Here is a 25932-nt window from a genome sequence, read left to right as displayed (position 1 = left end):
CAATGGAAATAGACTGGAATAGTATAGAAAAAAAATGGAGAGACAGATGGGTTTCAGAGAAACATTTTGAGACAGATCCTAACGATAAACCAAAAAAATTTATCACAGTGGCGTATCCTTATCCAAATTCACCACAACACATCGGACACGGTAGAACATACACACTAGCTGATGTCCATGCAAGATACTATCGCATGAAGGGATTCAATGTTTTGTTTCCAATGGGATTTCACTATACTGGAACTCCAATACTTGGAATGGCAAAAAGAGTTGAGGATGGGGATGCAGAGCTAATTGATAATTTAAAAAACTTGTACAAGGTTCCGCAAGAAACCATCAAGGAGTTTGTTGAACCAGTAAAAATTGCAGACTATTTCCATGAAGAGATAAAAGCTGGAATGATTGAGATGGGTTACTCTATTGACTGGAGAAGAGAGTTTACAACAATTGATCCTGTGTATCAAAAGTTTATCGAATGGCAGATTAACACATTACGTGACAGAAAACTGATCATACAGGGGTCTCACCCCGTAGGGTGGTGTCCAAAGGATCAGAATCCAGTGTCACAACATGATACACTTGGGGATGTGGAGCCAGACTTTACAGAATATATTCTGATAAAGTTTCAGTTTGGGGATTACATCATTCCGACTGCAACGCTACGCCCTGAAACAATTTTTGGTGTTACAAATCTCTGGGTGAATCCAGATACAGTTTACAAAAAGATTTCAGTGAATGGTGTAAAGTGGATTGTTAGTGCAGAGTGTGCATATAAGCTAGAATTTTTGGACAGAGAGATAACATATGATGGCGAGATAAAGGGCTCTGAGCTAGTTGGTAAAGAGGTGACAGTTCCACATAGAAATGAAAAGATTCCAATGCTTGAAGCTAGCTTTGTAGAATCGCAAACTGGAACGGGTTTGGTAATGTCAGTTCCTGCACATGCCCCATTTGACTGGCAGGCATTGGCTGATTTGAAGAAAAATGGGCATGATTTAGCCTCAAAAATACAGCCAATTTCGATTATTCAGACAGAAGGGTATGGTGACTATTCTGCAAAGGAAGCATGTGAAAAGTTTGGGGTTGCAAACCAGGATGATGCAAAGCTGGAAGATGCCACAAAGGAGATCTATGAAAAAGAGTTCTACAAGGGAGTCTTGAAGCAAACATGCGGAGAGTTTGCAGGAAAAAAAGTTTCAGAAGCAAAGGACATCATAAAAGAGTGGCTTGATTCCCAGAAACATTCAGAAATTTTGCTTGAGTTGACAAATACTCCTGTGAAATGCAGGTGCGGCACAGAATGTGTTGTAAAGATTCTCAATAATCAATGGTTTCTAAACTATGGTGACAAAAAATGGAAGGAAAAAGCTACAAAATGTTTTGAAGAAATGAGCATTCTTCCACAAGAGATTCGTGGAGAGTTTAACTATGTAATCGGGTGGCTGCGAGAGCGTGCATGTGCAAGACAACACGGATTGGGTACAAAGCTGCCGTGGGATAAGGACTGGATTGTTGAGAGTCTATCAGATTCTGTAATTTACATGGCGTACTATATCTTGGCAAAATATGTCAATGCAGGAGAGCTAAAACCAGACAACCTATCAAAAGAATTCTTTGATTTTATTTTCTTTGGTGCAGGAAACGCAGATGCAGCATCAGAGATAACAAAGATTCCAGCTGAAACAATTCACAAGATTAAAGACGAGTTTTCATACTTTTATCCAGTTGATTCACGACATTCTGGTCGTGACTTGGTGCCAAACCACCTGACATTCTTTGTTCTTAATCATGTTGCAATATTTCCAGAAGAAAAGTGGCCAAAAGAGATTGTAGTAAACGGTTCTGTATTGATGGATGGAAAAAAGATGTCAAAATCAATGGGAAACATCATTCCATTGCGAAAAGCAATTCAGGATTATGGTGCAGACCCAATTAGACTTGCAATTATAATTTCAGCAGAGCTGTTACAGGATGCAGATTTTAATTTAGAATCAGTTGCTGGAATAAAGCACAAGCTAGAGGCATTAATGGAAGAGTGTACAAAACTAAAGCCCGGGCAACCAAGCAATCTTGAGGCAGAGGATTCCTGGATTAAGAGTAAAGCACAATCAATGGTTGCAGATGTATCACTATCGATTGAAAAGATGAGACTGCGAGAGGCTCTACATGATATTTTATTCTCATTTGAAGGGGATTTGCAGTGGTATCTCAAGCGTGTTAATGCAAAGAAGAGAGAGGATTATTCTGGAATACTGCATGAAGTAAACTCGATTCGTGTAGCAATGCTATCGCCATTTGCACCACATGTATCGGAAGAAATGTGGGAGATACTAGGACAATCTGGTTTGGCATCACAATCTAGCTGGCCTGAAATTTCTGTAGACTCATTTGATAGTACTGCGATTCAATCTGAGAACTTGTTAAAGTCAATCATTGATGATATTGCAAACATCCTCAAGGTAACAAAGATGTCACCGAAAAAAATCACAATATACACTGCAGAACCATTTAAGGTCACTGCATATCATTCAATTTTGAAAAGAGTGATGGATGGTGAGACAAACATGGGTGCAATCATGAAGGAATTAATTGCAAATCCAGAGACTGTAAACATCAAAAAGAATCCAGACTTTGTGCAAAAGACAATCAAGGACATTTTATCGGAACCCACCGAAATTAGAAAGACAAAGCTTGAAGCAAAAGACTTTGATGAGGAGAATCTTTTGTCAAAGGAATTGCCTGCGTTGATTAAGAGTGACTTTGGTGTAGAGATGCAGGTGTTTTCAGAAGCTGATGATAACATCTATGATCCAAAGGGAAAGGCAAGGCATGCAAGGCCATACAAGCCAGCTATACTGATAGAATAGATATTGATGATTCGAATCAAGAAGCATTCCCGTTATAATTCGTCTTTCTTCCGATACCCTTCTTGTGGTGAATTATTTTACTAGACTTTCTTTTTATTGAATTTGTTGTATCCTTCTTGGTTGTATCCTTCTTTGTCGTAACCTAGGTGATCATATCCATTTTGATCATATCCGTTACTGTCGTATCCATCTTCGTCATACCCATTACGGTCGTATCCATTTTGATCATATCCGTCTTTGTTGTATCCGTCTTTATCGTATCCGTTTTCATCATACCCGTTTAGGTCATATCCGTTTTTGTCATATCCATTTTTGTCAAACCCGTTTTTGTCGAAGCCTTTTTTGTCATAACCATTTTTGTTAAACCCATTTTTGTCGTATCCTTTTTTGTCATATCCATTTTTGTTAAACCCGTTTTTGTCGTATCCTTTTTTGTTAAACCCCTCTTTATCGAAAGCAGTTTTTGTATCGATGTGAATTCCAACTATAGAAAAGCCCCGAATGTCATATCCATCTTTATCATATCCTTTTTTGTCATAACCATTTCTGTTAAATCCATACTTATTGTAACCCTTGAAATCAAATCCATCTTCGTCATATCCGTCTTTGTATCCTCTTTTGTCGTATCCTTTTTTGTCAAATCCTTTTTTGTCAAACCCTTTTTTGTTAAACCCCTTTTTGTCATAACCATTTTTGTCATATCCGTCCCTGTCATACCCGTTTTTGTCGTATCCTTTTTTGTCATAACCATTTTTGTCATAACCATCTAGGTCGTATCCATATTCATCAAATGTACGACTTAATCTGTCCAACAAACCCATAACAGAATTTTATGAATTCAACTCAGTTAAGTTTTTTCACGCTTGTTAGTGCGAGTATAAGCGATATCAATTGATGAGAATCCAACAAAAAAGTTAAACTTGATCTCATTTGGTGAGTACCATGGTAGTGTGCTATGTTTGTGGTGAACCTGCATCTTGGAGTTATTCTCAGGAGAAAGGAAAGGGAACAGTCACGCGCTACTATTGCAAAAAACACAATCCAAATTCTTCACCAGAATAACTAGAATTTCAAGATAAAAAGTAAGGAACAGTACTGATTAGGATTCTTTGATTAATGACTTTATTCCAGCAATGTTTTCAGGTGTAAGATCTATCTCTTTATGATCTGTCTTTACGTGTGCAGCTACCTTTTCCATTAGTTCAGCTTCTGTTTGTGCAGATGCGGACCAAGAACAATCCTTTCCTGCATCTTTACAGCTAATACTTTTTGTCATGATAAAATTTCAAACTCCAAGTATTTAATTTATTTTTTAAAGATTTGGTATTTCAGCATAGATTAAGTGAGGAAGGGAACCATCAGAAACATGACAAAATCTGAAACTGCCTATCTATACGCAAGAGAAAAACACAAAGGAAAGACCAGGGCAGACGGCATAACTCCAGATATTATCCATCTAGAGGCGGTAGTTAGTAGACTAAAGAGCCTCGGAGTCACTGATGATGATGTTCTATGTGCTGCCTGGCTTCATGATTCCATGGAATCAACAGAGACAACATTTGATGATGTCTATGAAAGATTTGGACAACGTGTTGCAGTGTTGGTATCAACATTATCAAAAGACAAGAATTTACCAAAAAAAGAGATTGAAATACAATATGTAAAGCAGCTTCAGGGAGCTCCATTTGAGGCAAAGTTGATAAAATTGTGCGACATTTCTGCAAATTTGAAATCACTAGATAGTTCTATGATATCAAAGAACAAAAGAAAAAAGGCAACTAACAAAATGTTACATTATCTTGGAATAATTAAAAATGATTTGATAGAAAAAAAATCAGACTATCCAAAAATTGAGAGTATCATCAAGGGAATAAATGAAATTCTAAAAGAGAAGCACCAAAGACCAATTAAGCTTGATTGAATTTAATGCCTAAAACAATCAGTAGTATGATCATTTACAATTCCTACTGCCTGCATAAATGCATAACATATAGTACTTCCAACAAAGTTGAATCCTCTTTTTTTCAGATCTTTACTGATTTTATCGGATAGAGTAGTCGATGCAGGAATCTCTGATGCATTTTGGAATTTGTTTTTGATGGGAGTAAAGTCAACAAATTCCCAGATGTATCTATCAAAGGATCCAAATTCTGATTGCACCTCTAGGAATCTTTTTGCGTTGTTTATTGCAGAATTTATTTTGAGTTTATTTCGGATAATTCCTTTGTCCTTTAGAAGGCGATTGACATCCCTTTGAGTAAATTTTGATATTTTAGATATATCGAAGTTGCAAAATGCAGCACGATATGTCTCTCTTCTCTTTAGAATGGTAACCCATGATAATCCAGCTTGTGCACCCTCTAGAATCAGTATTTCAAAGAGTTTTCTGTCATCATGTACTGGAACACCCCATTCTGTATCATGATATGTTACATTTGGCTCTGATTCAGCCCACTTACATCGTTTCATGGTTTTGTTTAGTTTTCAGAGGAATTAATCTCTAGTTTTTCTTTGGGTTTTTCTTTTGATTCTTCTTTGCGCCCATTCTGGAATATTCCTTTTGCTGTACTTCATCTAGCTTTCCAGCCTCACAAAGCTTTGCATCACCACGTTCATCATGAGTGCACTCTAAAACATTATCAGCTAATAACCCTCCAGCTAGGCTCCATGCCTCATCCTTTGTTATCTCAAACTTGAATGACAGTGTATTTACTTTGGTAAAGAATCCATTACGAGAGTTTCTAATTACAAAGCTCTTGATCTTATCCTCCATTGTAGGTGCTGGCTGCTTGAATTTTTTTTGGCCAAATCTATGTCGAAATGGTTTTCGATAGCTACCTCTATCAGACATTATCTACCTGATCAAAGCATCTTCTATTTTATCAGTTCGAATTTTTTTTTATTACTGAGCGTCTCCGCCATGACTGTGCTCAAGGCTAAATTCTGCCACTTTTTCCAATCCTTTTCGAAGACTCTTCAAGTCAGATTCTGCTTTGTCTTTTTTAGAGGACAAATCCTTGATTGATTCTTCTAGTGCAGATATTTTTTCATCAATGCTAGCTAGATCTTTTTTTGCAGTAACATCTTGGGCGTCTCGGGATAGAGTTGTTTGATACTGTTGTTTTTGGGTTAGAAGATCTTCTAGTTGGGTCTGCATGGTATCTAGTTGTGATTTGAGAGAACTAGTTGTACTGATTCCCTTTTGTTCTTGCTTTTGAAATGTATGATAAGCTAGATTAGCTGCCTTTTCAATTCCAGTATCAATGTTTCCACTCCACTGCTTGTGTTGTTGAGTAAATTTAGGATCAAAACTATCAGAGGTAGAGTCCTCACGTACATTTGTTGATGGTAGTGCAGTACTGGATTCAGATTTTGATGTAGAACTAGTATCTTTTGATGAGGATTCATGTTTTCCCTCATAGTCAGACTCTACATCACCGCAACTGGTGCCTGCATCAGAGGCAGTGTCACATGCATCAGATAACGCATGTTTGCCAATCTTTTCAGTATCATCTAATCCTTCTTTGCCAATGTCTTCAGCGTCATCTTCTGCTTCCTTGTTTAGCTCCTTGCCGCCTTTCTCCCATTCTTTTTGAGCAGCACCACCCTTTCCTTCAATCTCATCAAGGCCTGCCTCACCAGCAGTTTCTATCGAGTCCTTTGTCAATTCACCAAGGTCCTCAGCAGAGTGCTCGCCAAGATTCTTTGCATCCTGTGCTGCTTCCTCTGTTAGGTCCTTACGATATTTTGCATAATCTTCTGCAAGGTTCTCTGCAGTTTCTAGTGGATGATCTTTTGCATGCTCATAGACTTGTTTGCCAACTTTTTCAGATGTTTTTTCAACTTTCTTTGCAACATGGACGACTTTTTTTGTAACCTTGTCAACTTCATGCTTAATCTTGTGGTAATCGTGACTGACAGAATGCTTGATGTGATGCCATGTCTTTGTAAACCAGTTATCAATGAATAATGCTACAGAGTCAAGTTTAGCAGGAATTTTTCCATCAGATGATATCTTTGCATTGTACACCATCGTTTTAGTGTCAGGATTATACATTGGTGAAGAAAGTTCTGCAATGATTGTAGTTGGAATACCTCCTGCATACGTCTCTATTGCTACATTAGGTGGATCAATTGAAAAGCTGTCTTGGCTCAAATACCAAATCTGCATAAAGTCAGTTAGATTGTAAAGTCCAGAAATTCTATATGGTCTATCTGAAAAGTATATGACTGTAGGGGACACATCATACAAGAAAAACTTGTGAGTGTATGGTGCCCCAAAGATTGGTTTTAGCTCAGCAGACTTTGCAGTCTGAACAAAGAGTAGTTCAAGTGCTTCTTCTTTTTCAACTTCCAATGGAGCAGTTTCCTGTGTAATCTCTTCTGGAACAGGTTCTGGTTCTGATACTTCAGGTGAAGATTCAGGCAGTACTGAATCAGGATATGATGCAAGACCATTTTTTACCCATTTCTCCGCTGTTGGAATCTGTAAGCATATTGGATCAGGATTGTTTGCACGAATTACTACCGTAAAGCCATCTCTGCAAGATAATGAATTATCATAAGGGTCAACATCACCACCATATCCAGAAACCATAGGAAATGGGCTTGCCATCATAAAGATTCCAAAAAGCATTAAAGAAAATACAAACTTTGATTGCACATTTCACGGTATGAATTATCATATTTATTTTAAGATCACTTGCATACAATGAAATTTGTAGGCTCTATACGTCAGGCTTTTTAGTTGTGATGACATAGTATAGCCATGGTATCAAGAAACGCATCCTCTGAGGAGATAAAAAAGAATCAAAAAAACCAAAAGATGAGAATTAAGGTAAAAAAGGCAGCAAGAAGAAGTGGCAAGGCAGTAAAAGAAGACAAGATAGAGCCATCTGCAAAGAAAAAGAAGGCAGTATTCTCCCAGAAAAAAGTAGCTACAGTAAAAAAATCACGATACTAGATTTCAATTTGTTAGTAATCCACGAACCGATGATTGTTAGCGGAACCTAGAAAAAATTGTCCGGTTTGAAATCTAGTGCCGTATGTCCAATAAATTCCAAAGAAACCTTAAATCTTATTTTGACGTTATAGTATCATGGATGCAAGACTAGCGATTTTTGTGATTGTAGCCGTTGCTGCAATGTTTGCTCTTGCACCAATGCATGCATACGCCGAATCCGGTTCTGTCACCCCTGATGGTGGCGACGGATACGGGGACGGCGAAGGAAAATCATGCCCAAACAAAGAGAAAAAGTCTGCTTCTTTTACACAATTATTAATTTAATCAAAAGACTCTGAATGAGATCATTCTTCATCATCCCTTGATGTTTTACGGATAGGACGTTTTAGAACAAATATTGCTCAATGAATCTACGAGTGTTGTTTGCTTATAATGGCTTACTGAGAAATTCTACTAGTAACATGATTTTCCATGTGCTGATGGAAAGACAACGATTAGCTGATCCCTTGATTCAGATGGTGAGTACTTTGTATCACCAAAAAAGACCGCATTTGCACGTACTAGACCGTCAGGATCCCAATGCATTGCTTCTGTCATGATAAAGTACCGACCCTTTGCATCGGTAATTCCACTTGCAATGAGTCCATCATCAGGACAGACTCCATCAACTCGTATCAAGATTTCAGCATGCGGTATTGGATTACCAGAAGAATCTTTGAGGTTTCCAGAAAATGCAATGTCGTATCCGGCATTTACCTGAATGCTTCTCCACTGGAACAAACGAATCTCTGTATCTAATGTCTCAGCATAAATTGTTCCGACAGATACTGCAGATAGTACCATCAAAGATACAAGGAGGATTCTCATGGAACAAGTACGTTCTCTTTGCATTTATCACTATGCCACTAGGTGATTTCTGAAATAGTCTATTTATTAGGCCGAATAAGAAATTTCATCATTGAAGATAGCAGTTATGGGAATGGGTGTTGCTGGCTCGTATCTTTTGGCCAGACTCAAAAACACAGAACATGAGGCCGTTGGCTATGAGCGAATGCCTCAAGAAAGACATGATTCAATCTGTGCATGGGGAACGATAAAACCAGTTTTAGAAGATTTTTGTAAAAAGGTTGGACGAAATTTTGATGATTTCCTAATTCATGATGGCAAAAACATGCATGTAAAGATGAACAATGACGTAAAGTTTGATATTGGTTTACACGGACTTTGCACATACAACAAGCTTGGTCTTATCCAGGATTTTATCAAGGATTGCAATGTTATCTATGGCAAATCACCATCCTTAGAAGAGTTGGAAAAAGAATACGATATGATTGTGGATTGTACTGGATTTCACAGAGTATATCTTCCAAAGCTAAAAGAGGATTTTTTCCTGCCAACTTATGAATACAAAGTTGAATATGAAAACGGTGTCCCATACGATGACTTTTACATTGAGCCATTTCCTGGAATGTCAGGATACTTTTGGTATTTTCCGCTAGGAAAGAATTTAGCACACATAGGAGCCGGCGATTATAGAAAGAATCACATCAAAGCAACCGATGATTTTCTAAAGAAGCATGGAGGAAAGGTTCTACAGACAAAAGGCAGGCCGATTAGACTGGCAACGCCGGATAGATGCAAACCATACTACTCTGGAAAGGTTGTTGGAGTTGGAGAATCAATTGGTACGGTTTATGCCCTACTTGGAGAAGGAATCATTCCTTCAATGCAGTGTGTAGAATTATTCTTAGATAACATGAATGACTTTAAGGCATATGAAAAAGCTGTTGAGGAACACTACAAGGTTTATGCAAAAGTATTCAAATTTGTCAGAGCAAAAATTCACAAGGACTTTTCAATTCTAAAATCACTTCCAGACTTTTTGGCAATATTTCGTTACATGAAAAAGAATGAAAAGAGATTTGGAATGGACATTAAGATGGCTGACCTAATGAAGGTAGCCAAAGCATGAAAAATCTAAGATTGTCCCCAAGATGGATATCCACCTTCTAGGGTTACAGCATCAAAACCCTCTTTTACAAGCTCATCTGCTGCAATGTTTCCACGGTATCCAGTACCGCAGTATGTGCAAATCTTCTTACCCCGCATATCTTCAATCTGCTTTTTCTTTGCATTTCTAATTGCCAGACCTAGTGGCATGTGAATTGAACCATCTATCTTACCGCCAGCTAGCTCATCGGCTTCTCTGACATCAATGATGACATACGAGTTTTTGTTTTGTTTGAGTGAATCTGCAGTAATTTTTTCTGCCATAGTATACGCTAAACCGTAGAGTAATTTATGTCATGAAATTCTTAATTGCCAGATCTTACAAATAGTAAGTATGGATGCAAAGGAAAGGCACAACAAGGCATTAGATAGACTTCAAGAGTACAAGTATGAGCTAAAAAATCAGATAATAGAGATGCAAAAACTAGATCAAAAATCAGAATTTATGAGAAAGTGGAATGAACAGACGATAAAAGAGCGAGAGTTAGAGGTAGCAGTAATTCAAGATATTATAAAAAATCTGATCAGATTCTAGACAAAGCTTACAGAACCAAAGTTCTCACGTACTGTTCTATTTGATTTCATGTTGTAATCGTAAATTGTTTCAGAGTATTCTTTTAGAATTTCTTTCATTTCATCAATGGAGTCAGCAAGATAAAATCCTGGGCAGTCACCTGTAAATTGAAATGTTGCATGCACTCTGGCCTTTCCCTGCTCGTTTTCAAGCCAGGTAGAAAACGGATAAAGATAGCAAACTCCGGGCCGGTCTGGATGCATACTGCATCCTCCTTTTTCATCTAAGAATCTGCATGAGATATGTGTACCATCATCTGCTTCTGTCTCATCTTTTTTTCTTTTCAGATTGATGTTAGTCATTACTGTAGTGCCACCAGGACTTGGCTCCTCCCATGTTGCAGTAACGGTTTCGTTTTTGATAAAATCAGAAACTTTTTGATACTTGAGTCCTGCACCAATTGTGATTAGATCATCAGATGTTAGTGGCAATCTTCCTTGTCTGTCACAGCAATTATGACAATCAGGCCAAAAACATTTCCATAAAACAAATTTTTCTTGTTCAACTAAATATGGAATATGAAAGACGACATCTTTTACTTTAACAGCTTTTTCCGTCACTTTTGGAATTTTTCCTAAGATAAAATTATGAATTGTTTCATCAACATCCCAGTTTTTCTCCAAAAGAGTAAGTGATTCTTCAATTTCTTTTAGGGACAACGATAACTTATAATCGGATTTGGAGATGTTATTAATGTTGAGTGATAAAGGCAAGTATGCATCAGCAACGCAGAACAGACGATTTGTTTGGAAAGAAATCGTTTGGCCATTAATTTTAGAAATAAACGATGTCGTCTTTACACTTGATCAGTACCAAAAGAAAAGAGACGAAATATGCAAGAAAAACAATATCGATATCTCAAAGACATCAAGGGGTCTTGTGTCACTTTTACAAAAAGGAATTATCTACAAAGAGAATTCATTGTACTGCATTCATTTTAGATTGATCCCATACATGAGACTAAAAGCTGAATGTGATTATGCAACAGCGATTCACGAAGTAAAGATCAGGTAACTACAAATAATTATATTCTAACCAAACAGCGTCTTTCTTGGTAGCCCGATAGTCTAGTGGCCAAATAATTTTAGGTTAAGGATTCCGCGCTCTGGATCTCAGGAGTGGATACGCGGGGACGGCAGTTCGAATCTGCCTCGGGCTACTGGTAAAATTCTATCTTGATGCTTGTGCGATTCTTTCTAATTCGTTCTTCTTTTTTACAGAAGGAGCATTGGGATCGTTTTCTGAAGCTAAGATTAGGTGCTCTGCAAGATATTCCTCAATTGCTTTAGGATTAGAAAATGTTGCCTCCTTGACACCATCTGCGATAAATCTTAGTGCAAGGTCAACTCGTCGCAATGGTGCAACATCGACTGATACATGATAGACAGTACCACCATAAACAATTCTTGTAGTATCTTCATTTGGTGCAGAGTGTTCTACTGCCCTAACTAGTACCTCAATTGGATTCTTTCCAGTCTTTAGATGGATAATTTCGAGTGAAGCTTTAATGGTGTTGAGAATTCTAGCTTTCTTTCCAGTCATTCGACCAGTGTTCTTTGCATATTTTTTTCCAAAATGCATTAGTTTGTTTGCTAATCTTTCAACAATGTTAACATCAGCTTTGTTGAATCGCTTAAGTGCAGAACGACCATAGGTGTATGGAGTGATCATCTTTCGTAGAGATATTGCAGTCTTTAATCCAGGATCTTTAATTTCAATTCCATCAAGGTCCCATTTTCTAAATAACATCAAGTTTTGAGTTTCAGGCATTCCTATCTCCTTGGCTTCTCCTTCTTTCCAATTACTAGTTCATGTAATGAGGTTCCATTTACTTTGAATACTTTGTAACGAACACCAGGAATATCTCCCATTGCACCACCTTGTGTAGCACCCATACCTTCTACATGAACTTCATCGTGTTCATCAATAAAGTTCATTGCACCGTCTCGTGGTAAAAATGCAGTAACAGATTTTCCATTTTTGATTAATTGTACTCTAACACATTTTCTAACTGCAGAGTTTGGTTGTTTTGCTTCAACACCAACTTTTTCTAAAACAATTCCTCTTGCTTGAGGTGCACCACCCAATGGGTTTGCTTTTTTATCTAAACCAAGTTTTCTTCTCTTGTATGTAGAGATTGCCCATCGTTGTCGTTTACGTTTTGCTTTCAACACACGACCTGCAAATAGACCAAGAGGAGACTTTGCCATTACTTACAACTCCAATGTAGCTCTTTCAGGACTGTTAATCAGTACACTAGAAATGTCAAAATATCGTTTTGCAAGTAGCCTTGCTTTTTCAGCATTTCGACCTTCACGTCCTACTACAATTCCTTTCTTTCTTGGATCAACCATAACTATTGCCTGAGTTGAACCATCAGATCGCTTATTTATTTTTACTTCAGAAACCAGTTTAGAATTTAACATATTTTTTAAAAAGTTAGCAGGATCATCGTCATATTCGACTAGTTCGACGTTTCTTTTGACAATGTTTTGAAGGGATTTGATGTGAGAACCGCCTTTACCAATTGCAAGGCCCATTTTACCATTATTCACAACGAAGATAACTCGATTTTGTTTTTCATCTTCGACACAATCTCGTGCAGTAGCACCAGTTACGTTTTGAAATAGCGACATTAATCGCATTTGATCAGTTGTCAGTTTAATTGATTGTGTCATAATTCTCCTTTTGTTCTCGAACGATTTGTGTGTCATTTAAACTTTCAATTGCTCTGAAAGTTGGTAAGGTTTTTATTCGCATCATTCAGTTTCGGCTTCTTTGATAATTGATGTTATGTTTGCATCAGAAAGTGATGTAAACGAGACTGTTGAAACTCTAAACTGCAATCCACAAAGTCTTCCTAATGCAACTGAAGAACCTTGGAATTGAATTGTTGGTACTTTACTTTTTTTTGCATCTTCTGAAATTTTCTCGGAAATATTTTTCTCAAGGGATTGAGAGACAACTACAAGTTTTGAATTTTTAATAGTGTTTACTACTTGTTTGGAACCAAAAGTGCACTGATCTTCTTTTATTGCATCTTTTAGTGCTTTCTCTAACAATTTACCCATTGTATTTTACCTGTAATCCATCGATGAATGAGACCTTTATAGATTTATTGCAGCTCAACGATATGATCTGAGAAGAAAAACTATTTCGAATCAGAATCCAAAGATGCTTCCAATGGAGGCAAATACCTGGCCAATCTTCTCAAAAAAGTTATCAGATTCGTTTTCTTGTGGGATTGTTTTGATGACTTTGGGAGATTCCTGGTTAGAGATTATTGGCGTTGGTTTTTGTTCATTTTCTTGAAAAATTAGATTTTTCACAGGGATATTTTTTTGAGTAGTGTCCATATTGATTTTTGATGTAGAAAATTTGGGATCGATTTCTAATACCTGCAGGTATAATGAAAGTGCTTCATTATGATTTCCCATTTGAGAAAGGGAGTTTGCCTTGTTGTTTAGTGCAGGAATATAATTTGGATTAATCTCTAATGCAGAATCAAACTGTTGAATTGCTTGTGGAAATAATCCAAGCTTATTCAAGGCTGCACCAATGTTTGTTATTGCTGCTAAGTTTTTTGGATTCTTACTTAAGTCCTGATCAAAAAATGAAATTGCCTCAGAGTATTTACACAATCTAAACAGCGCAGGTCCCATCCCATCATAGTATGACACCACATCAATTAGCGTACTCTTATCGCATCTAAGTGCCATTTCATTTAGCATAATACCAAGCTCAATGTCCTCAACACTAAGATTTTTTTGAGGTTCCTCTTCTAAAACTACTTTAGTATTAGCAGTTTCTTTTTTTGGTTTGACATCACTTACTATGTTATTTTGTTTTGTAGCTACGGTAGTTGGTTCAATCTCTTTTAATTCATTTTCAAGTTCTCTTAATGTCTCTTCAAGCTCTTTGAGCTCATCGTTAATCTCATCTTCTAATGCATCAAATGATTCCTCTAGTGCATCAAGTTCTTCTTCAGTAACAATTGGTGTTTGAATCGGTTCTTCTTGGTACATCACATAATCAAAGTATGCAGTTTGTTCAGAATCTGCATAATGAGCAACTGCAGAATACGTTCCCTCTATTTTGAAGTTAACGTTATCAACAATTAGAAAAGAGATTTCAAATTCATTGTTTGCATCAAGAACACCAAAATAAAATCCTCCTGGAATTCCAAATGGATCATATATTCCAATTAAAACAGTCGGTTCTTCTTGTGATGACACTTTACCACGTATAGTTACAAATTCCCCATCTGTGTACTCATTTTTTTCTGCAGAAAATTCTGTTATTTCAGGAATAATAGTTACAGTAGTTTCTTGTATTGATTCTCCTGATATCAAAAATGTCTCTGAAGTCTTAATCTTTCCATAGTCAATCTTGATTTGATATTCTCCAGATTTTTCATAAAATGGTGCTACAAGGGAGATTGTCTTTGAGAAGGAATTATCATCCAAAATCTCAACATTGTTTGCAGATAGTATGGCTCCATCTGGATCATAAACACGTAATGCCAGAGATGGCATCTTTTTTTCTTCAACTTCCCCTGTGATAGTAAGGGTATCACCTACAGAGTACTCCTCTTTATCAGTACCAAGTAAAATGCCAGAATCCGCAAATGCAGGTACAATAAAGCAACTGGCAATTGCTAGGAAAAGTATAATTTTTGTGCCCAACAAAATAATTTTTTTATTTTTCTATTTAATGCTCACGTAGAAATTATACGTAGAAGAAATTCTAGTTTTTTGAAACAAAATATGTTTCTGATCTTGGTTCAGATAATGGAATGGGAGATCCTAAAGAACTCCAAACAAAAGTCTCAACTGTGTATGTACCAGAAGTTAGAGGATTCCATGATTGTGACATTGATAATTTTTGATAGGAATCAAGTGAGCCAGATATCCAAGATAGTGTAGTAATGGTGCCAGATTCGTCTTTGATCTGATACACAAAAACAAAGTCTTGGGAAAATTCTTGCTCGTTTTTGATATTTCCTAAAATTTGAAGTTGGTCGTCAACAAAAAGATCTGTGAGTTTGTTGCCAGTGACTGAAACTATTTCCATTGAATCACTAGTAATACGATCTAGTGGCGGAATGTTTGATTCAAGCACAGCAGTTGCTGTAATTTCCAAGCTGTCAGATTTTGAATGTGGGATTGGTAGTGTGTTATCCTCATATTTTGCAATTAGTGTGTTGCCAGGTTTTGCATAAAGTCTGTTTCCGCTGGAAGTATCAGTTTGTGTAAAAAAAATCGTTGCTTGAAATAAACCAGAATCCTGTGATGATTCTATTGCTTCTACAGTAATTCCTGCAACATCAGAGCTTGATGAAACTCTAACAGGTATTTGATCAACTCCTTCTGGATTTAGATTCATGTCTGCATCAATAATGCGTATTACTGCCTGATCATTTGTCATGTATTGTTTTTGTAAAAAGGATATATCGCCAAGATTCCAGCTTAGTCCAGCAGACTCTGTTAGGATAACCCCGTCTGCAAATTCAAATGAAACTGTAATTGCACCTTCTCTGTCAGCCTCAAGATATCCGTTGTTAGGACCATTTCCCATAGTCCTTGGCAGTGTATCAAATGTACCGTCACCATCGGCATCATGTAAAAATCCCGTAAGAATTACCTCTCCAGTAAATATTCCAGAGTTTAATTCAGTTTCAGTAAACTTGTATGGTTTAAGTGACTTATCACGAGTTGAGATCTTTATTGCATGACTAGACTCAGAACCAATTGAGTCTATTGCGTCATTGTGTGCATTCCAGCTAGGAGCCACAATCATAATCCTTACTTTATCAGTCCAGGTGTAAACGGGTTTATCAAAGTAGATTGGAGAAAAAGGCTGGTCATAAACGGGTGTCTCTTCTGCAAATGCAAAAAACGACAAGAGTGCAAAAAGAATTAACAAATGATTTCAATAATTATTCTACTTGATTGAATTTAACACTTGGTGAGTGCACTATGCACTAGTTTGTGCTTTCTTTGATACTTGCATGTAAAGGTCTACAGTTCCACTTCCAATTGGGATGTTACTTCCAACGATGACGTTTTCTGTAACTCCCTTTAGTTGTTCAACCTCTCCTCCAAGTGCAGCGTGTGCAATTGTTGGAACTGTAATCTCAAATGCAGCTCTTGCAAGAACACTGTCTTTTGTTCCAGCTATTCCGTGTCTACCAATTTGTTGCATGTATCCTCTAGAACACATCAAATCAGATACCAACATGATATATCTAATGTCAACTTCCAATCCTTGATCTTCTAGAGTTGTTTTTAGTTCATTAATCAAAGCGTTTCTTGCTGCCTCAATTCCAAGAGTTCCGGCAATCTCAAAGACATTATTTGTTCTAACATTCTTCTTGTCAATTCCTTGGACTCCCAAGACTTTGGCAATGTTTGAACCAGTTGTTTGAATAACCCATTCATCATCTTTTTGAACAAGGGTAACTCTCTCTATATCTGGAACTCCCTTTACTGTTGTATTGAGAACTTTATTTCTAATTGTAATTACTGTTGGTGCATCGGATTCTTCAACCAATTTTAGAACTACTAGTTCACCATGGGTTTCAATCTTGAATTTCTTGTTGGAAGATAATGCTTCTTCAACGTCAGCAACGGTGCAACCTCTCTCACGCAGTCTATTTGCACTAAGGTTCAGTTTTATTTCAGTTGCATAATCTGTTTCCGTATTTGCAATTAGTGATGAAACTTTGGTTTGAAGTACATTTCTTGCTACATCAATTGCTTTCTCACGGGATTTCTTTGATTCTTCATCTAGGTAGATATCCATAGTTGGAGTAACTGGTTTTTTGCGTGCGTCAACTAGCTCAATTAATCTTGGAAGACCTAATGTTACGTTTCTTTCTCTAATACCTGCAAAGTGGAATGTCCTTAATGTCATCTGAGTACCAGGCTCACCAATTGATTGTGCTGTAACGATTCCCACTGCTTGTCCTGGCTCTACCTTTGCTTTGTTAAACAAGTCAAGACCTTTCTTGCAAATCTTCTCAACTCCTTCTTTGCTGAGCTTTGAATCCAATAATGCTTCAGAGACGATACTCTTTAGTCTTGGATTGAATGTCTTTGTGTATTTTTTAGTAAGCTCAGTAATCTCTTCTTTTGTAGCCTTTTTACCAGAGTCTACAATTGTTTGAGAATCAATTAATCTGTGAACATTAAATGCCTCACCGTGGTCACTCTTTGCCACATCAATACCATCTTCACCATAAAGGAATTGGATAATGTGTCCGTGTGGGTCTCTAACTGTTCCATCGTATTCCAGCTTGATATGCTCCAGTGCATTGATGAGTCTTCTCTGCATGTAACCACTTTGTTGGGTTCTAACTGCAGTGTCTACCAATCCCTCTCTTCCTGCCATTGCGTGGAAGAAGAATTCTAGTGCAGACAATCCATCCCTATAGTTTGATTTTACAAATCCGTGTGCATCTGGATTATCGTCATGTTCTCTAAAGTGAGGTAATGCACGGTTGTTGTATCCCTTTAGAAGACGTTGACCTCGTCTTGACTGTTGTCCTAATGCACCTGCCATCTGTCCTACGTTTAGTGCAGAACCTCTAGCGCCAGTAATTGCCATAATCTTTGCTGCATTGTTATCATCAAGTGATTGATCAGCAATGGAGCCTGCCTTGTCTCTTGCTTTGGATAATTCATTAACAATGTATGCCTCTAGTGCTTCATCTGCTGAAAGACCTCTAGTTAGCTTTAGTGTTCCCTTCTTTGCTTCAGATATCAAGTCGCTTACTGCAGTGTAGCTTGTCTGGATATCATCAAAGATTCCCTGTCTTGCTTTTTCAGATAATTCAAGGTCACCATATCCATAGCTAAAACCATAATGAGTGATAAACTGCTTTGCAACAATTAAGACAGAGTTTAGGAATTTCTTTGCTGGTTCGTTACCATAGTCTTTTGCAATTCTATGCAAAACACTTTCTGGTTCTTCTGCACCAATTGATGATTTATCAATAACACCGCTGATTAATTCGCCGTTTTTGATTACAACATCCTTTGGTGTTCCTTTTGTTCCCTTTGACCACTTTGAAGTCATGACATAGTTGAAGTCTTTTGGAAGGAATAATGAGAATAATTGCTTTCCAGTGTATAATGGGCCATCCTTTCCTTTGTCTGCGGGTTTTGGTAATTCATCACTGTATCCTGCAAGCATTGCAAGGTTTGAAAATTCTTGTACTGAAAGTCTGGTATCATCTTTTGTTAGCAAATAAGAACCAGTTACAAAGTCACGGAGTGCACCAATGATTGGGCCACCATATCTTGGTGAGATTAATTGATCTTGAACACGCATAAGAAGAATTGCTTCTGCTCTTGCTTCCTCACTTTGTGGAACATGAAGATTCATCTCATCTCCATCAAAGTCTGCGTTGTATGGTGGACATACTGATGGATGTAATCTGAATGTTTTTCCAGGCAATACTTTGACATAGTGTGCCATGATTGACATTTGGTGAAGTGATGGTTGTCGGTTAAACATGACAATATCACCATCAAGTAGGTGTCGCTCAATTAGATATCCAATCTCAATAGTTTCAGCAATTGTTGTTCTGTCTTCAACAAAGTCTAATCTGATTTTTACACCATCTGGTCTAACGATATAGTTGACTCCAGGAAAGATGTTTGGTCCATTGATTACAAGTTTTCTCATTCGCTCAATGTTCCATTCAGTAACAATTTCTGGAATTGTAAGCTTCATTGCAACAGATTCTGGAACACCAACTTCTGAGAGGTCTAGATTAGGATCTGGTGAAATTACAGTTCTGCTAGAAAAGTCAACTCTCTTACCTGAAAGTGAACCTCTGAATCGTCCCTCCTTTCCTTTTAGTCTTTGAGTTAGTGTTTTGAGTGGTCTTCCAGAACGATGGTGTGCTTGTGGAATTCCAGATACTTCGTTATCAAAGTATGTAGTGGTATGATATTGTAATAGGTCAACTAAATCTTGAACGATTAATGGCGGAGTTCCTGCTTCCTTGCTCTCCTTTAGTCTTTGATTAACTCTGATGATATCTACCATCTTGTGTGTAAGATCATCTTCTGAGCGAATTCCAGTTTCTAAAATGATTGATGGTCTTACAGTAACTGGAGGAACAGGCAATGCTTGAAGGATAAACCATTCAGGTCTTGCTGTTGCAGGATCATATGATAGTAAAAGCAAGTCTTCATCAAGAATTTGTGAGAATCTTTCTCGAATAGTAATTGGTAATAGACGATGCTCACCAATCTCAGTTTTTTCTATGAATATGGTTGGTTTTGTAAAGATTAACTCGTACTGAGTCTTACCACAATGTGGACATTCTTTTGCTTTTTTTGCTTTGTCAAGAATTTGTTCTGGAATTCTCTTTTGAGAAATTACAGTATAAGCTGCCTCTTTTTGTTTAATTTTTCTAAACTCATCAAGATCCTCCTGGGTGAGTTTTAGTCTAGAGCAAGAACGACAAGTTGCAAGAAGCAATTTGTAGATATTATCAATGAATGCAATGTGAAGAACTGGTTCAGCTAACTCAATGTGCCCAAAGTGACCTGGACATCTTGCTGCAGTGTTTCCACAAGTAAGACATTTTTGTCCTGGCTCTAGGGTTCCTAATCGACCATCCATTAATCCACCTTGTACAGGCATTCCATCCTCATCATATGTCTCAGGTGCAGTGATTTCTGCAACAGAGTACTTTCTGATTTCATTTGGAGACCAAACAGAGAATCGTATGGCGTCAATAGATTTTACAGTTTGAATCGACATTATACTCGCTCCTTTATCAAAAGTCTTGGTGCAACGTTAAGACTTTGCATCTCTTGTAGTAATAATTTGAATGCATATGCAACAGATACTGATGAGACTTTTGCCTTGTCACCACAAACTCTGCATACATACTTTCTTTGTTTAACATCATGATATGCAACTAGACCACATCTTTCACAGACAAAGATATCTGATTTGTCAGATTCATCAAGTAATCTATCTTTGAGAATCATTGATGCTCCATATGCAATTAGACAATCTCGTTCCATCTCTCCGAATCTCAATCCACCACCTCTGGCACGTCCTTCGGTTGGTTGTTTTGTAAGCATCTGAACTTGTCCTCTTGCTCTTGCATGTATCTTATCAGACACCATGTGGTGTAATTTTTGATAGTATACTACTCCGATGAAGACTTCTACTGGAAATGATTTTCCAGTTCTTCCATCATACATTATCTCTTTACCAGAATATTCAAAGCCGGAATTTTCCATTACTTCTTTTACTTCATCCATCTTTTCTCCAACAAATGCAGAGCCATCAAATTTCTTGCCTCGAAGAGCTGCTGCCTTTCCTGTAACTGATTCCATAAACATTCCAACTGTCATTCTAGATGGGAATGCATGTGGGTTAATCAAAACATCTGGAGAGATTCCTTCCTTAGTATATGGTAGGTCTTCAGATTTTGCTAAAATTCCAAGTACACCTTTTTGTCCATGTCTTGATGCAAACTTGTCTCCAATCTCTGGAATTCTCATATCTCTAACTCTAATCTTGTACATCTTTCCACCTTCGTTTGATTGTGTCATGACAACTGTGTCAACTACTCCGGTTTCTGATGGTCTTACACCGATTGATGTGTCCCTTCTGTATGGACCAGTTGATTCAAACTCTCTATACTCTTCCATGAATCTTGGAGGACTGGTTTTACCAATCAAGATATCACCACCAAGTACTGGAGATTCTGTTGCTACAACACCATCGTCTTCTAATAGACGATATGCTTTTTCACCTTTGTAACCTCTAATGTTATCCTCAGCATTTGGAATCTCAAAGTTGTCTCGCATACCACCTGGGTATTGTTTAGCTTCTGCATCATAAATTCTGTAAAAGAATGTACGAGCAAGTCCTCTATCAACAGATGCCTTGCTGAGAACTATGGCATCCTCAATATTGTATCCATCAAATGGTAAAACTGCAACAACACAGTTTTGACCTGCTGGTCTATCCTCTAATCCTAATAATCCCATTGCTTTTGTAGTAACAATTGGTGTTTGAGGATAAAGCATGAAATGTTGTCTAACATAAGTACTGGTATTCATCATTGGTGTAGAAAATCCAAGGCTTTGTTTTGCCATTGCTGATTCGTATGTATTTCTTGGAGACTGGTTATGCTCTGGATAAGGAATGATTGATGCGCCTGCACCCAAAATTGCAGATGGGAAGATTTCAAGATGAGTGTGTTTCTTTGTGTCCTTTTCATCTAAGGTGACAAAGCAGTTTTCTTCTTCATTTGCATCTATTAGTTCAATTACTCCCATTCGGATTAGATCATTCCAAGAAAGTAATTTCTTTGAAATCTTATCTAGTAAGTCCTGAGTAAGTAATGATTTTCCATCTTTTATGATAATTAATGGTCTTAAGACTCTGCCAGCATTGCAGTTTACGTATAGTCTTCTTGTTGCACCTTCAATCTCTGGTTTGTGGAAAGATATTCCTACATGTGGGTGAATCTTTGAGCTCCTTCTGAGTTCACGTAATGACTCTGCTAGTTGTTCTCCATCTTTGTAATATCCAATTAGTCGTCCATCAACAAATATTCTAGCGCCATCTTTTTTGAGATCTTCTTTTGCATCAGAAAAGTGGTTTGTTCCAAGATCGTATAATTTTTCAACAATTTCTTCAGATGAAGAGTTTACTGAAATAATTGCAGATAATGCCAAGTTCTTTACAAGACCACAGTTTGAACCTTCTGGGGTTTCACTTGGACAGATTCTTCCAAAGTGCGTTGCATGCAAGTCTCTTGCTTCAAAGTTTGGTTGAGTTCTACTCAATGGAGATTGAATTCTTCTCAGATGACTAATTGTTGAGAGATAGTTTGTTCTATCAAGTAATTGAGTTACACCAACTCGTCCACGTCCCCAGTTTCCAGTAGCAATTGCATTGTTTAGTTTGTCAGTAACAATTCCAGGTCTAATTGCTGCAGCAACTGCATTAATTCCTCTCTTCTGACCTGATCTCTCTAATTGGTATTTCATATCTCGGACCAAGTTTCTAAATGCAGTTCTAAATAGGTCAGCTAACATCTGACCTGCGAATTTGATTACTTTGTTACCATAGTGATCCTTATCATCTGCATATATCCATCCAAGTTTTAATTCTAATAATTTACATGCTGCTTCACCGAGGAATTGTGCTTTTTCCTTTCTGTTTTCAGGATGTTTTCCCAAGTGAGGTAATAGTCCCCAATCAAGCAGTGTCTCTGCACGTTTGATTTGGAATTCTTCTAACATACCAGGTGCGATTCTTTTACTGATGTAGATGATAGCATCTTTTGATGTTGGAACATCTCCAGACTTTTCAAATGATGCTTCTAATTCATCTTGAATTTCATCAACTAAAGAAACAGATGCTGCAATCTCTCTGTCTGATTCTAATGCCAGTGCTCTCATCAAAGTAACTACTGGAATATCAACAGGAGAACCTGGAATTCTAGCAACGATTAAGCCATCATTCTTCATTACTAGTTCTAATTTTGCACGATAGCCAACAATTGAAGAATATACTTTAGCTTTGAATACAACGTTACCACCAACTGTTTCTCTATCTACAATAATTTTGTTGTAAGATAGATCTTCTAGTCCTACAATAACTCGCTCAGAACCGTTAATGATAAAGTATCCACCAGGATCGTTTGGATCCTCACCATGTTCAATTAATTTCTGAGTTGAGAAATTATGTAATATGCAGGCATTTGATTTCACCATCACTGGAATATCGCCAATGTGAACAAATCTTGATTCTAAGATTTTCCCATCTTCTACAACACTTGCTTCCATCATAACTGGTGCAGAGTATGATACATTTCGTAGTCTTCCTTCTGCTGGTGTGATGTGAGTAATAGAACCATCAAGTTCCATCATTCTTGGTTGTTGAAGTTTTACTTTTCCAAGCTGAATCTTGTATGGATATTCTGCATTCTCAATTTCAATTTGTCCAACTTCGTTGATTATGCTTTGTAGTCCTCTTTCTAAAAATTCATCAAATGAGTTTAAGTGCTGTCTTGCAATTCCTTCTCTTTTTAGAATATCCTGAATGATAGGCCAACGTTTGTTTGATGGATCTGCCATTTAGACTTCCACCACGTATCGATAGTATAGGCTGTCGCCAGCAGTGCTACTTTTTCTGGTAATCTTAATCATATCACCTGGTTTTACACCAAGTCCCATAATCGCAGGATCATTTACAAAGATAAGTGGGAGTTCTGTTGGTTGGCAGTTGAATTTTTGCAATACTTCTTCTGCTTCCTTTTTTGTCATGATTTCGTGTTTTGGAACATAAACGTGATCTGGAACTAAAATTGGGATTTTCTTAGATGCCATTTTAAGCGACCTCATCAAGAACATTAGCTGTAGATAATAAGAACACTGACAAACTGTCAAAAACTCACCGAGAGGTTAATATATATCTAATCTGAAAACCAGAAAAAAATTCCGTGTTTTTTCTTTTTAGTCAAGAATATTTTTCTTAACCTTAAATAGTATAGGTTGAAGCGATTATTCGATGAGTACTCGTCTTTCGGTGTTAGCTTTATCTGCAATTTTAGTTGCAAGTATCGGACTAACACCAGCTTTTGGACAGATCGTAGAACCAATCCGTGTTAGTACAGATCTTCCTTCATATTCTGATGGAGACACTGTAATAATATCTGGAGAAGTCAAAGAACTTCTCTCAGGATTTCCTGTGACCCTACAAGTCATATCAGCAAATGGTAACTTGGTTACTGTAAAACAACTTGACGTCGGTACCGACAAAAAATTTGGTACTGAGTTAACTGCTGGTGGAGCTCTTTGGAAGTCAAAAGGAACATACACTGTAAAGGTTCTCTACGGTACTGAATCTAGAACTGCTGAAGCTACCTTTGAATTCGGTGGATCAACAGGACAACCAGGCACAAAACCAACAGGACCTACAATACAAGTTGGAGAATTTGCAATTGGATACTCTATTACTGGTGGAAGCTTACTTAGCATCACACCAGATGAGGAATCAAAGTCTCTAATCTTAGAGATATCTACAACTGGCGATGGTCAATTAACCATTAACTTACCCAGAGCAGTAATAGATGCAAAACTAGGTGGCTGTAGTGGTGAAGATGACGATTTCTTCGTATTGATTGATGGTCAAGAAGAGGACTTTGATGAAGTGTTAACTTCAGACATGAGGACTTTGACTATCTCATTCCTAGAAGGATCTGAAGTAATCGAAATAATCGGTACCTGTGTAATTCCAGAATTTGGCGCAATTGCAGCCTTGATTTTGGCAGTAGCAATTATCTCAATAATTGCAGTATCTGCAAGATCAAGACTTAGTATTATGCCAAAATACTAGATCTTTTACTTTTTTTCATTTTTTAAATACACAAAACCAGCTCTAGAGTATCCCAGTTGGATCTGTTTATGAAATCCAAGACATAAGAGTTCGTAAATAGATAATACAGTTTTTCCAAGTCCACAGATTACCAATATCTAAAAAGATTCAAAGATCCAAAAGGATCAAAAAATGAAAAAAGTTCAAAAACAGACCTTGGGATATGTAAAATGGATCTTTGCATATATACATAAATATAGACAATCGTATGGAATCTTGTAAATTGAATTTCGGGAAAAACCATCAAAAGGCAGTTTTAGTAGTTTTACTTACAGTTTCAATTATCTCCGTTTCATCATTTAGCTTTGCAAGTGCTGCCGGAGGAATCTCATTAACTGCTTCTGCAGAAGGTAGACCATCCCAAATTGATATCAGCGGAGAAACAACAAGAACCTCAGATATCACAATTACAGTAACAGCACCAAACAGAAATGTGGTTTCAATTGCTCAGATAACTCCAACTGCAGATGGAACTTATGCAGCTAAAATAAACACTGGTGGTTTACTTTGGAGCCAAGATGGATTTTACAAGATTACTGCTCAACAAGGAACAGGTGGAATTTTCAAAGTCGCTTTAGAAGTAGAAGTTAAAGGCGGCAAAGTCATAACACCATATGCATTCATCTCTTCTCTTGAGGATGGAAGGGTAGCAGCATTAGAACCAGAGAGAGGATTGACGCTCTTTGCAGATGCAATTGAAGGTTCTACAACTATTACAGCAAATGGACATACAACATCATTTAATGATATTACACTCACAGTAAAGGCACCAAATGGAAACGTAGTTTCAATTGCTCAGATTTTACCAGACATCAATGGTAACTTTGAGAAAAAGATCACAACTGGTGGTCCACTATGGAAACAAGATGGATTTTACAAGATTACTGCTCAACAAGGAGAAGGCGGTCAATTCAAGAGCACTGTAGAAGTTGAAATTATCGACGGAAGAGTAATTCCAGAATTTGGCGCAATTGCAGCCTTGATTTTGGCAGTAGCAATTATCTCAATAATTGCAGTATCTGCAAGATCAAGACTTAGTATTATGCCAAAATACTAGATCGCCAACTAGGTTTTTTAAATATACATAAATA

The 25932-nt window shown here is 37.3% G+C and carries 26 protein-coding genes and 1 tRNA gene; 10 read left to right on the top strand and 17 right to left on the bottom strand.

Going from position 1 to position 25932, the window contains the following annotated elements; translation table 11 throughout:
- Positions 1-2: 2 nt before the first annotated feature.
- On the top strand, positions 3-2867 hold the full coding sequence (gene leuS, locus DWQ18_06030; GenBank protein RDJ33596.1) for a leucine--tRNA ligase: 2865 nt from the start codon (positions 3-5) through the stop codon (positions 2865-2867).
- 80 nt (positions 2868-2947) lie between these two features.
- On the opposite strand, the gene DWQ18_06025 is transcribed toward leuS, so the two are convergent.
- Positions 2948-3688 (bottom strand): hypothetical protein, encoded by a 741-nt coding sequence (locus DWQ18_06025; protein RDJ33595.1) that lies wholly within the window; start codon positions 3686-3688, stop codon positions 2948-2950.
- Positions 3689-3966: 278 nt separating this feature from the next.
- Positions 3967-4143 carry a DUF1059 domain-containing protein gene (locus tag DWQ18_06020; GenBank protein RDJ33594.1) on the bottom strand — a complete coding sequence of 59 codons (177 nt, stop codon included), beginning with the start codon at positions 4141-4143 and terminating at the stop codon, positions 3967-3969.
- Positions 4144-4233: 90 nt separating this feature from the next.
- Between DWQ18_06020 and DWQ18_06015 the strand changes: the two genes are divergently transcribed.
- Positions 4234-4788, top strand: coding sequence for a bifunctional (p)ppGpp synthetase/guanosine-3',5'-bis(diphosphate) 3'-pyrophosphohydrolase (locus DWQ18_06015; GenBank protein RDJ33593.1), 555 nt, complete (start codon positions 4234-4236; stop codon positions 4786-4788).
- Positions 4789-4790: 2 nt separating this feature from the next.
- Here DWQ18_06015 and DWQ18_06010 read toward each other — a convergent pair whose 3' ends face one another.
- Genes DWQ18_06010 through DWQ18_06000 form a run of 3 tightly spaced genes read right to left on the bottom strand, consistent with a single transcriptional unit; the run spans position 4791 to position 7503 of the window.
- On the bottom strand, positions 4791-5336 hold the full coding sequence (locus DWQ18_06010) for a DNA-3-methyladenine glycosylase I (protein ID RDJ33592.1): 546 nt from the start codon (positions 5334-5336) through the stop codon (positions 4791-4793).
- 31 nt (positions 5337-5367) lie between these two features.
- Positions 5368-5718, bottom strand: a complete 351-nt coding sequence (locus tag DWQ18_06005) for a hypothetical protein (protein ID RDJ33591.1) — start codon at positions 5716-5718, stop codon at positions 5368-5370.
- A gap of 51 nt (positions 5719-5769) precedes the next feature.
- Positions 5770-7503, bottom strand: coding sequence for a hypothetical protein (locus DWQ18_06000; protein ID RDJ33590.1), 1734 nt, complete (start codon positions 7501-7503; stop codon positions 5770-5772).
- A 132-nt stretch (positions 7504-7635) separates the two neighbouring features.
- On the opposite strand from DWQ18_06000, the gene DWQ18_05995 reads away from it, so the two are divergent.
- Positions 7636-7830 carry a hypothetical protein gene (locus DWQ18_05995; GenBank protein ID RDJ33589.1) on the top strand — a complete coding sequence of 65 codons (195 nt, stop codon included), beginning with the start codon at positions 7636-7638 and terminating at the stop codon, positions 7828-7830.
- A 135-nt stretch (positions 7831-7965) separates the two neighbouring features.
- Complete coding sequence (locus DWQ18_05990; GenBank protein RDJ33588.1) at positions 7966-8154, top strand: hypothetical protein; 189 nt, start codon at positions 7966-7968, stop codon at positions 8152-8154.
- 129 nt (positions 8155-8283) lie between these two features.
- Here DWQ18_05990 and DWQ18_05985 read toward each other — a convergent pair whose 3' ends face one another.
- On the bottom strand, positions 8284-8673 hold the full coding sequence (locus DWQ18_05985) for a carboxypeptidase regulatory-like domain-containing protein (GenBank protein ID RDJ33587.1): 390 nt from the start codon (positions 8671-8673) through the stop codon (positions 8284-8286).
- A 115-nt stretch (positions 8674-8788) separates the two neighbouring features.
- Here DWQ18_05985 and DWQ18_05980 point away from each other — a divergent pair, with 115 nt between their 5' ends.
- Entirely contained in the window at positions 8789-9802 is a 1014-nt protein-coding gene (locus DWQ18_05980; GenBank protein RDJ33586.1) for an NAD(P)/FAD-dependent oxidoreductase, read from the top strand.
- Between the two features lie 5 nt (positions 9803-9807).
- Here the strand turns inward: DWQ18_05980 and DWQ18_05975 are convergent, their stop codons facing one another.
- A complete protein-coding gene (locus DWQ18_05975; protein RDJ33585.1) occupies positions 9808-10104 on the bottom strand; it encodes a rhodanese-like domain-containing protein in 297 nt (98 codons plus the stop codon).
- Between the two features lie 70 nt (positions 10105-10174).
- Between DWQ18_05975 and DWQ18_05970 the strand changes: the two genes are divergently transcribed.
- Positions 10175-10375, top strand: a complete 201-nt coding sequence (locus DWQ18_05970; protein ID RDJ33584.1) for a hypothetical protein — start codon at positions 10175-10177, stop codon at positions 10373-10375.
- Here DWQ18_05970 and DWQ18_05965 read toward each other — a convergent pair.
- Complete coding sequence (locus DWQ18_05965) at positions 10372-11073, bottom strand: YkgJ family cysteine cluster protein (protein RDJ33583.1); 702 nt, start codon at positions 11071-11073, stop codon at positions 10372-10374. The two genes, DWQ18_05970 and DWQ18_05965, sit on opposite strands and share 4 nt — an antisense overlap.
- A 34-nt stretch (positions 11074-11107) precedes the next feature.
- On the opposite strand from DWQ18_05965, the gene DWQ18_05960 reads away from it, so the two are divergent.
- On the top strand, positions 11108-11428 hold the full coding sequence (locus DWQ18_05960; protein RDJ33582.1) for a hypothetical protein: 321 nt from the start codon (positions 11108-11110) through the stop codon (positions 11426-11428).
- Between the two features lie 42 nt (positions 11429-11470).
- A tRNA-Gln gene (locus tag DWQ18_05955) sits at positions 11471-11573 on the top strand.
- Between the two features lie 11 nt (positions 11574-11584).
- Here DWQ18_05955 and DWQ18_05950 read toward each other — a convergent pair.
- From DWQ18_05950 to DWQ18_05910, 9 genes are all read right to left on the bottom strand, one after another.
- Positions 11585-12184, bottom strand: coding sequence for a 30S ribosomal protein S7 (locus DWQ18_05950; GenBank protein RDJ33581.1), 600 nt, complete (start codon positions 12182-12184; stop codon positions 11585-11587).
- A 2-nt stretch (positions 12185-12186) separates the two neighbouring features.
- The gene (locus DWQ18_05945; protein RDJ33580.1) at positions 12187-12624 is read right to left on the bottom strand and encodes a 30S ribosomal protein S12; all 438 of its coding nucleotides are present in this window, start codon (positions 12622-12624) and stop codon (positions 12187-12189) included.
- Between the two features lie 3 nt (positions 12625-12627).
- Positions 12628-13092, bottom strand: a complete 465-nt coding sequence (locus DWQ18_05940; protein RDJ33579.1) for a NusA-like transcription termination signal-binding factor — start codon at positions 13090-13092, stop codon at positions 12628-12630.
- Positions 13093-13173: 81 nt separating this feature from the next.
- Positions 13174-13485 carry a 50S ribosomal protein L7ae gene (locus DWQ18_05935; protein RDJ33578.1) on the bottom strand — a complete coding sequence of 104 codons (312 nt, stop codon included), beginning with the start codon at positions 13483-13485 and terminating at the stop codon, positions 13174-13176.
- Between the two features lie 90 nt (positions 13486-13575).
- Positions 13576-15099, bottom strand: coding sequence for a tetratricopeptide repeat protein (locus DWQ18_05930; GenBank protein RDJ33577.1), 1524 nt, complete (start codon positions 15097-15099; stop codon positions 13576-13578).
- Between the two features lie 61 nt (positions 15100-15160).
- Positions 15161-16339, bottom strand: a complete 1179-nt coding sequence (locus tag DWQ18_05925; GenBank protein ID RDJ33576.1) for a hypothetical protein — start codon at positions 16337-16339, stop codon at positions 15161-15163.
- A 51-nt stretch (positions 16340-16390) separates the two neighbouring features.
- Complete coding sequence (locus tag DWQ18_05920) at positions 16391-20194, bottom strand: DNA-directed RNA polymerase subunit A' (GenBank protein ID RDJ33575.1); 3804 nt, start codon at positions 20192-20194, stop codon at positions 16391-16393.
- Positions 20194-23541 carry a DNA-directed RNA polymerase subunit B gene (locus DWQ18_05915; GenBank protein ID RDJ33574.1) on the bottom strand — a complete coding sequence of 1116 codons (3348 nt, stop codon included), beginning with the start codon at positions 23539-23541 and terminating at the stop codon, positions 20194-20196. The genes DWQ18_05920 and DWQ18_05915 overlap by 1 nt, the downstream gene beginning before the upstream one ends.
- Positions 23542-23793, bottom strand: coding sequence for a DNA-directed RNA polymerase subunit H (locus tag DWQ18_05910; protein ID RDJ33643.1), 252 nt, complete (start codon positions 23791-23793; stop codon positions 23542-23544).
- A gap of 181 nt (positions 23794-23974) precedes the next feature.
- On the opposite strand from DWQ18_05910, the gene DWQ18_05905 reads away from it, so the two are divergent.
- Entirely contained in the window at positions 23975-24802 is an 828-nt protein-coding gene (locus DWQ18_05905) for a PEFG-CTERM sorting domain-containing protein (protein RDJ33573.1), read from the top strand.
- A 247-nt stretch (positions 24803-25049) separates the two neighbouring features.
- Complete coding sequence (locus DWQ18_05900; protein ID RDJ33572.1) at positions 25050-25898, top strand: PEFG-CTERM sorting domain-containing protein; 849 nt, start codon at positions 25050-25052, stop codon at positions 25896-25898.
- Positions 25899-25932: the final 34 nt, after the last annotated feature.

This window comes from Thermoproteota archaeon, from assembly GCA_003352285.1.
Lineage (GTDB): Archaea > Thermoproteota > Nitrososphaeria > Nitrososphaerales > Nitrosopumilaceae > PXYB01.
Note: the sequence above shows the minus strand (reverse complement) of the source record. Positions and strands in the feature narration are given on the sequence as shown.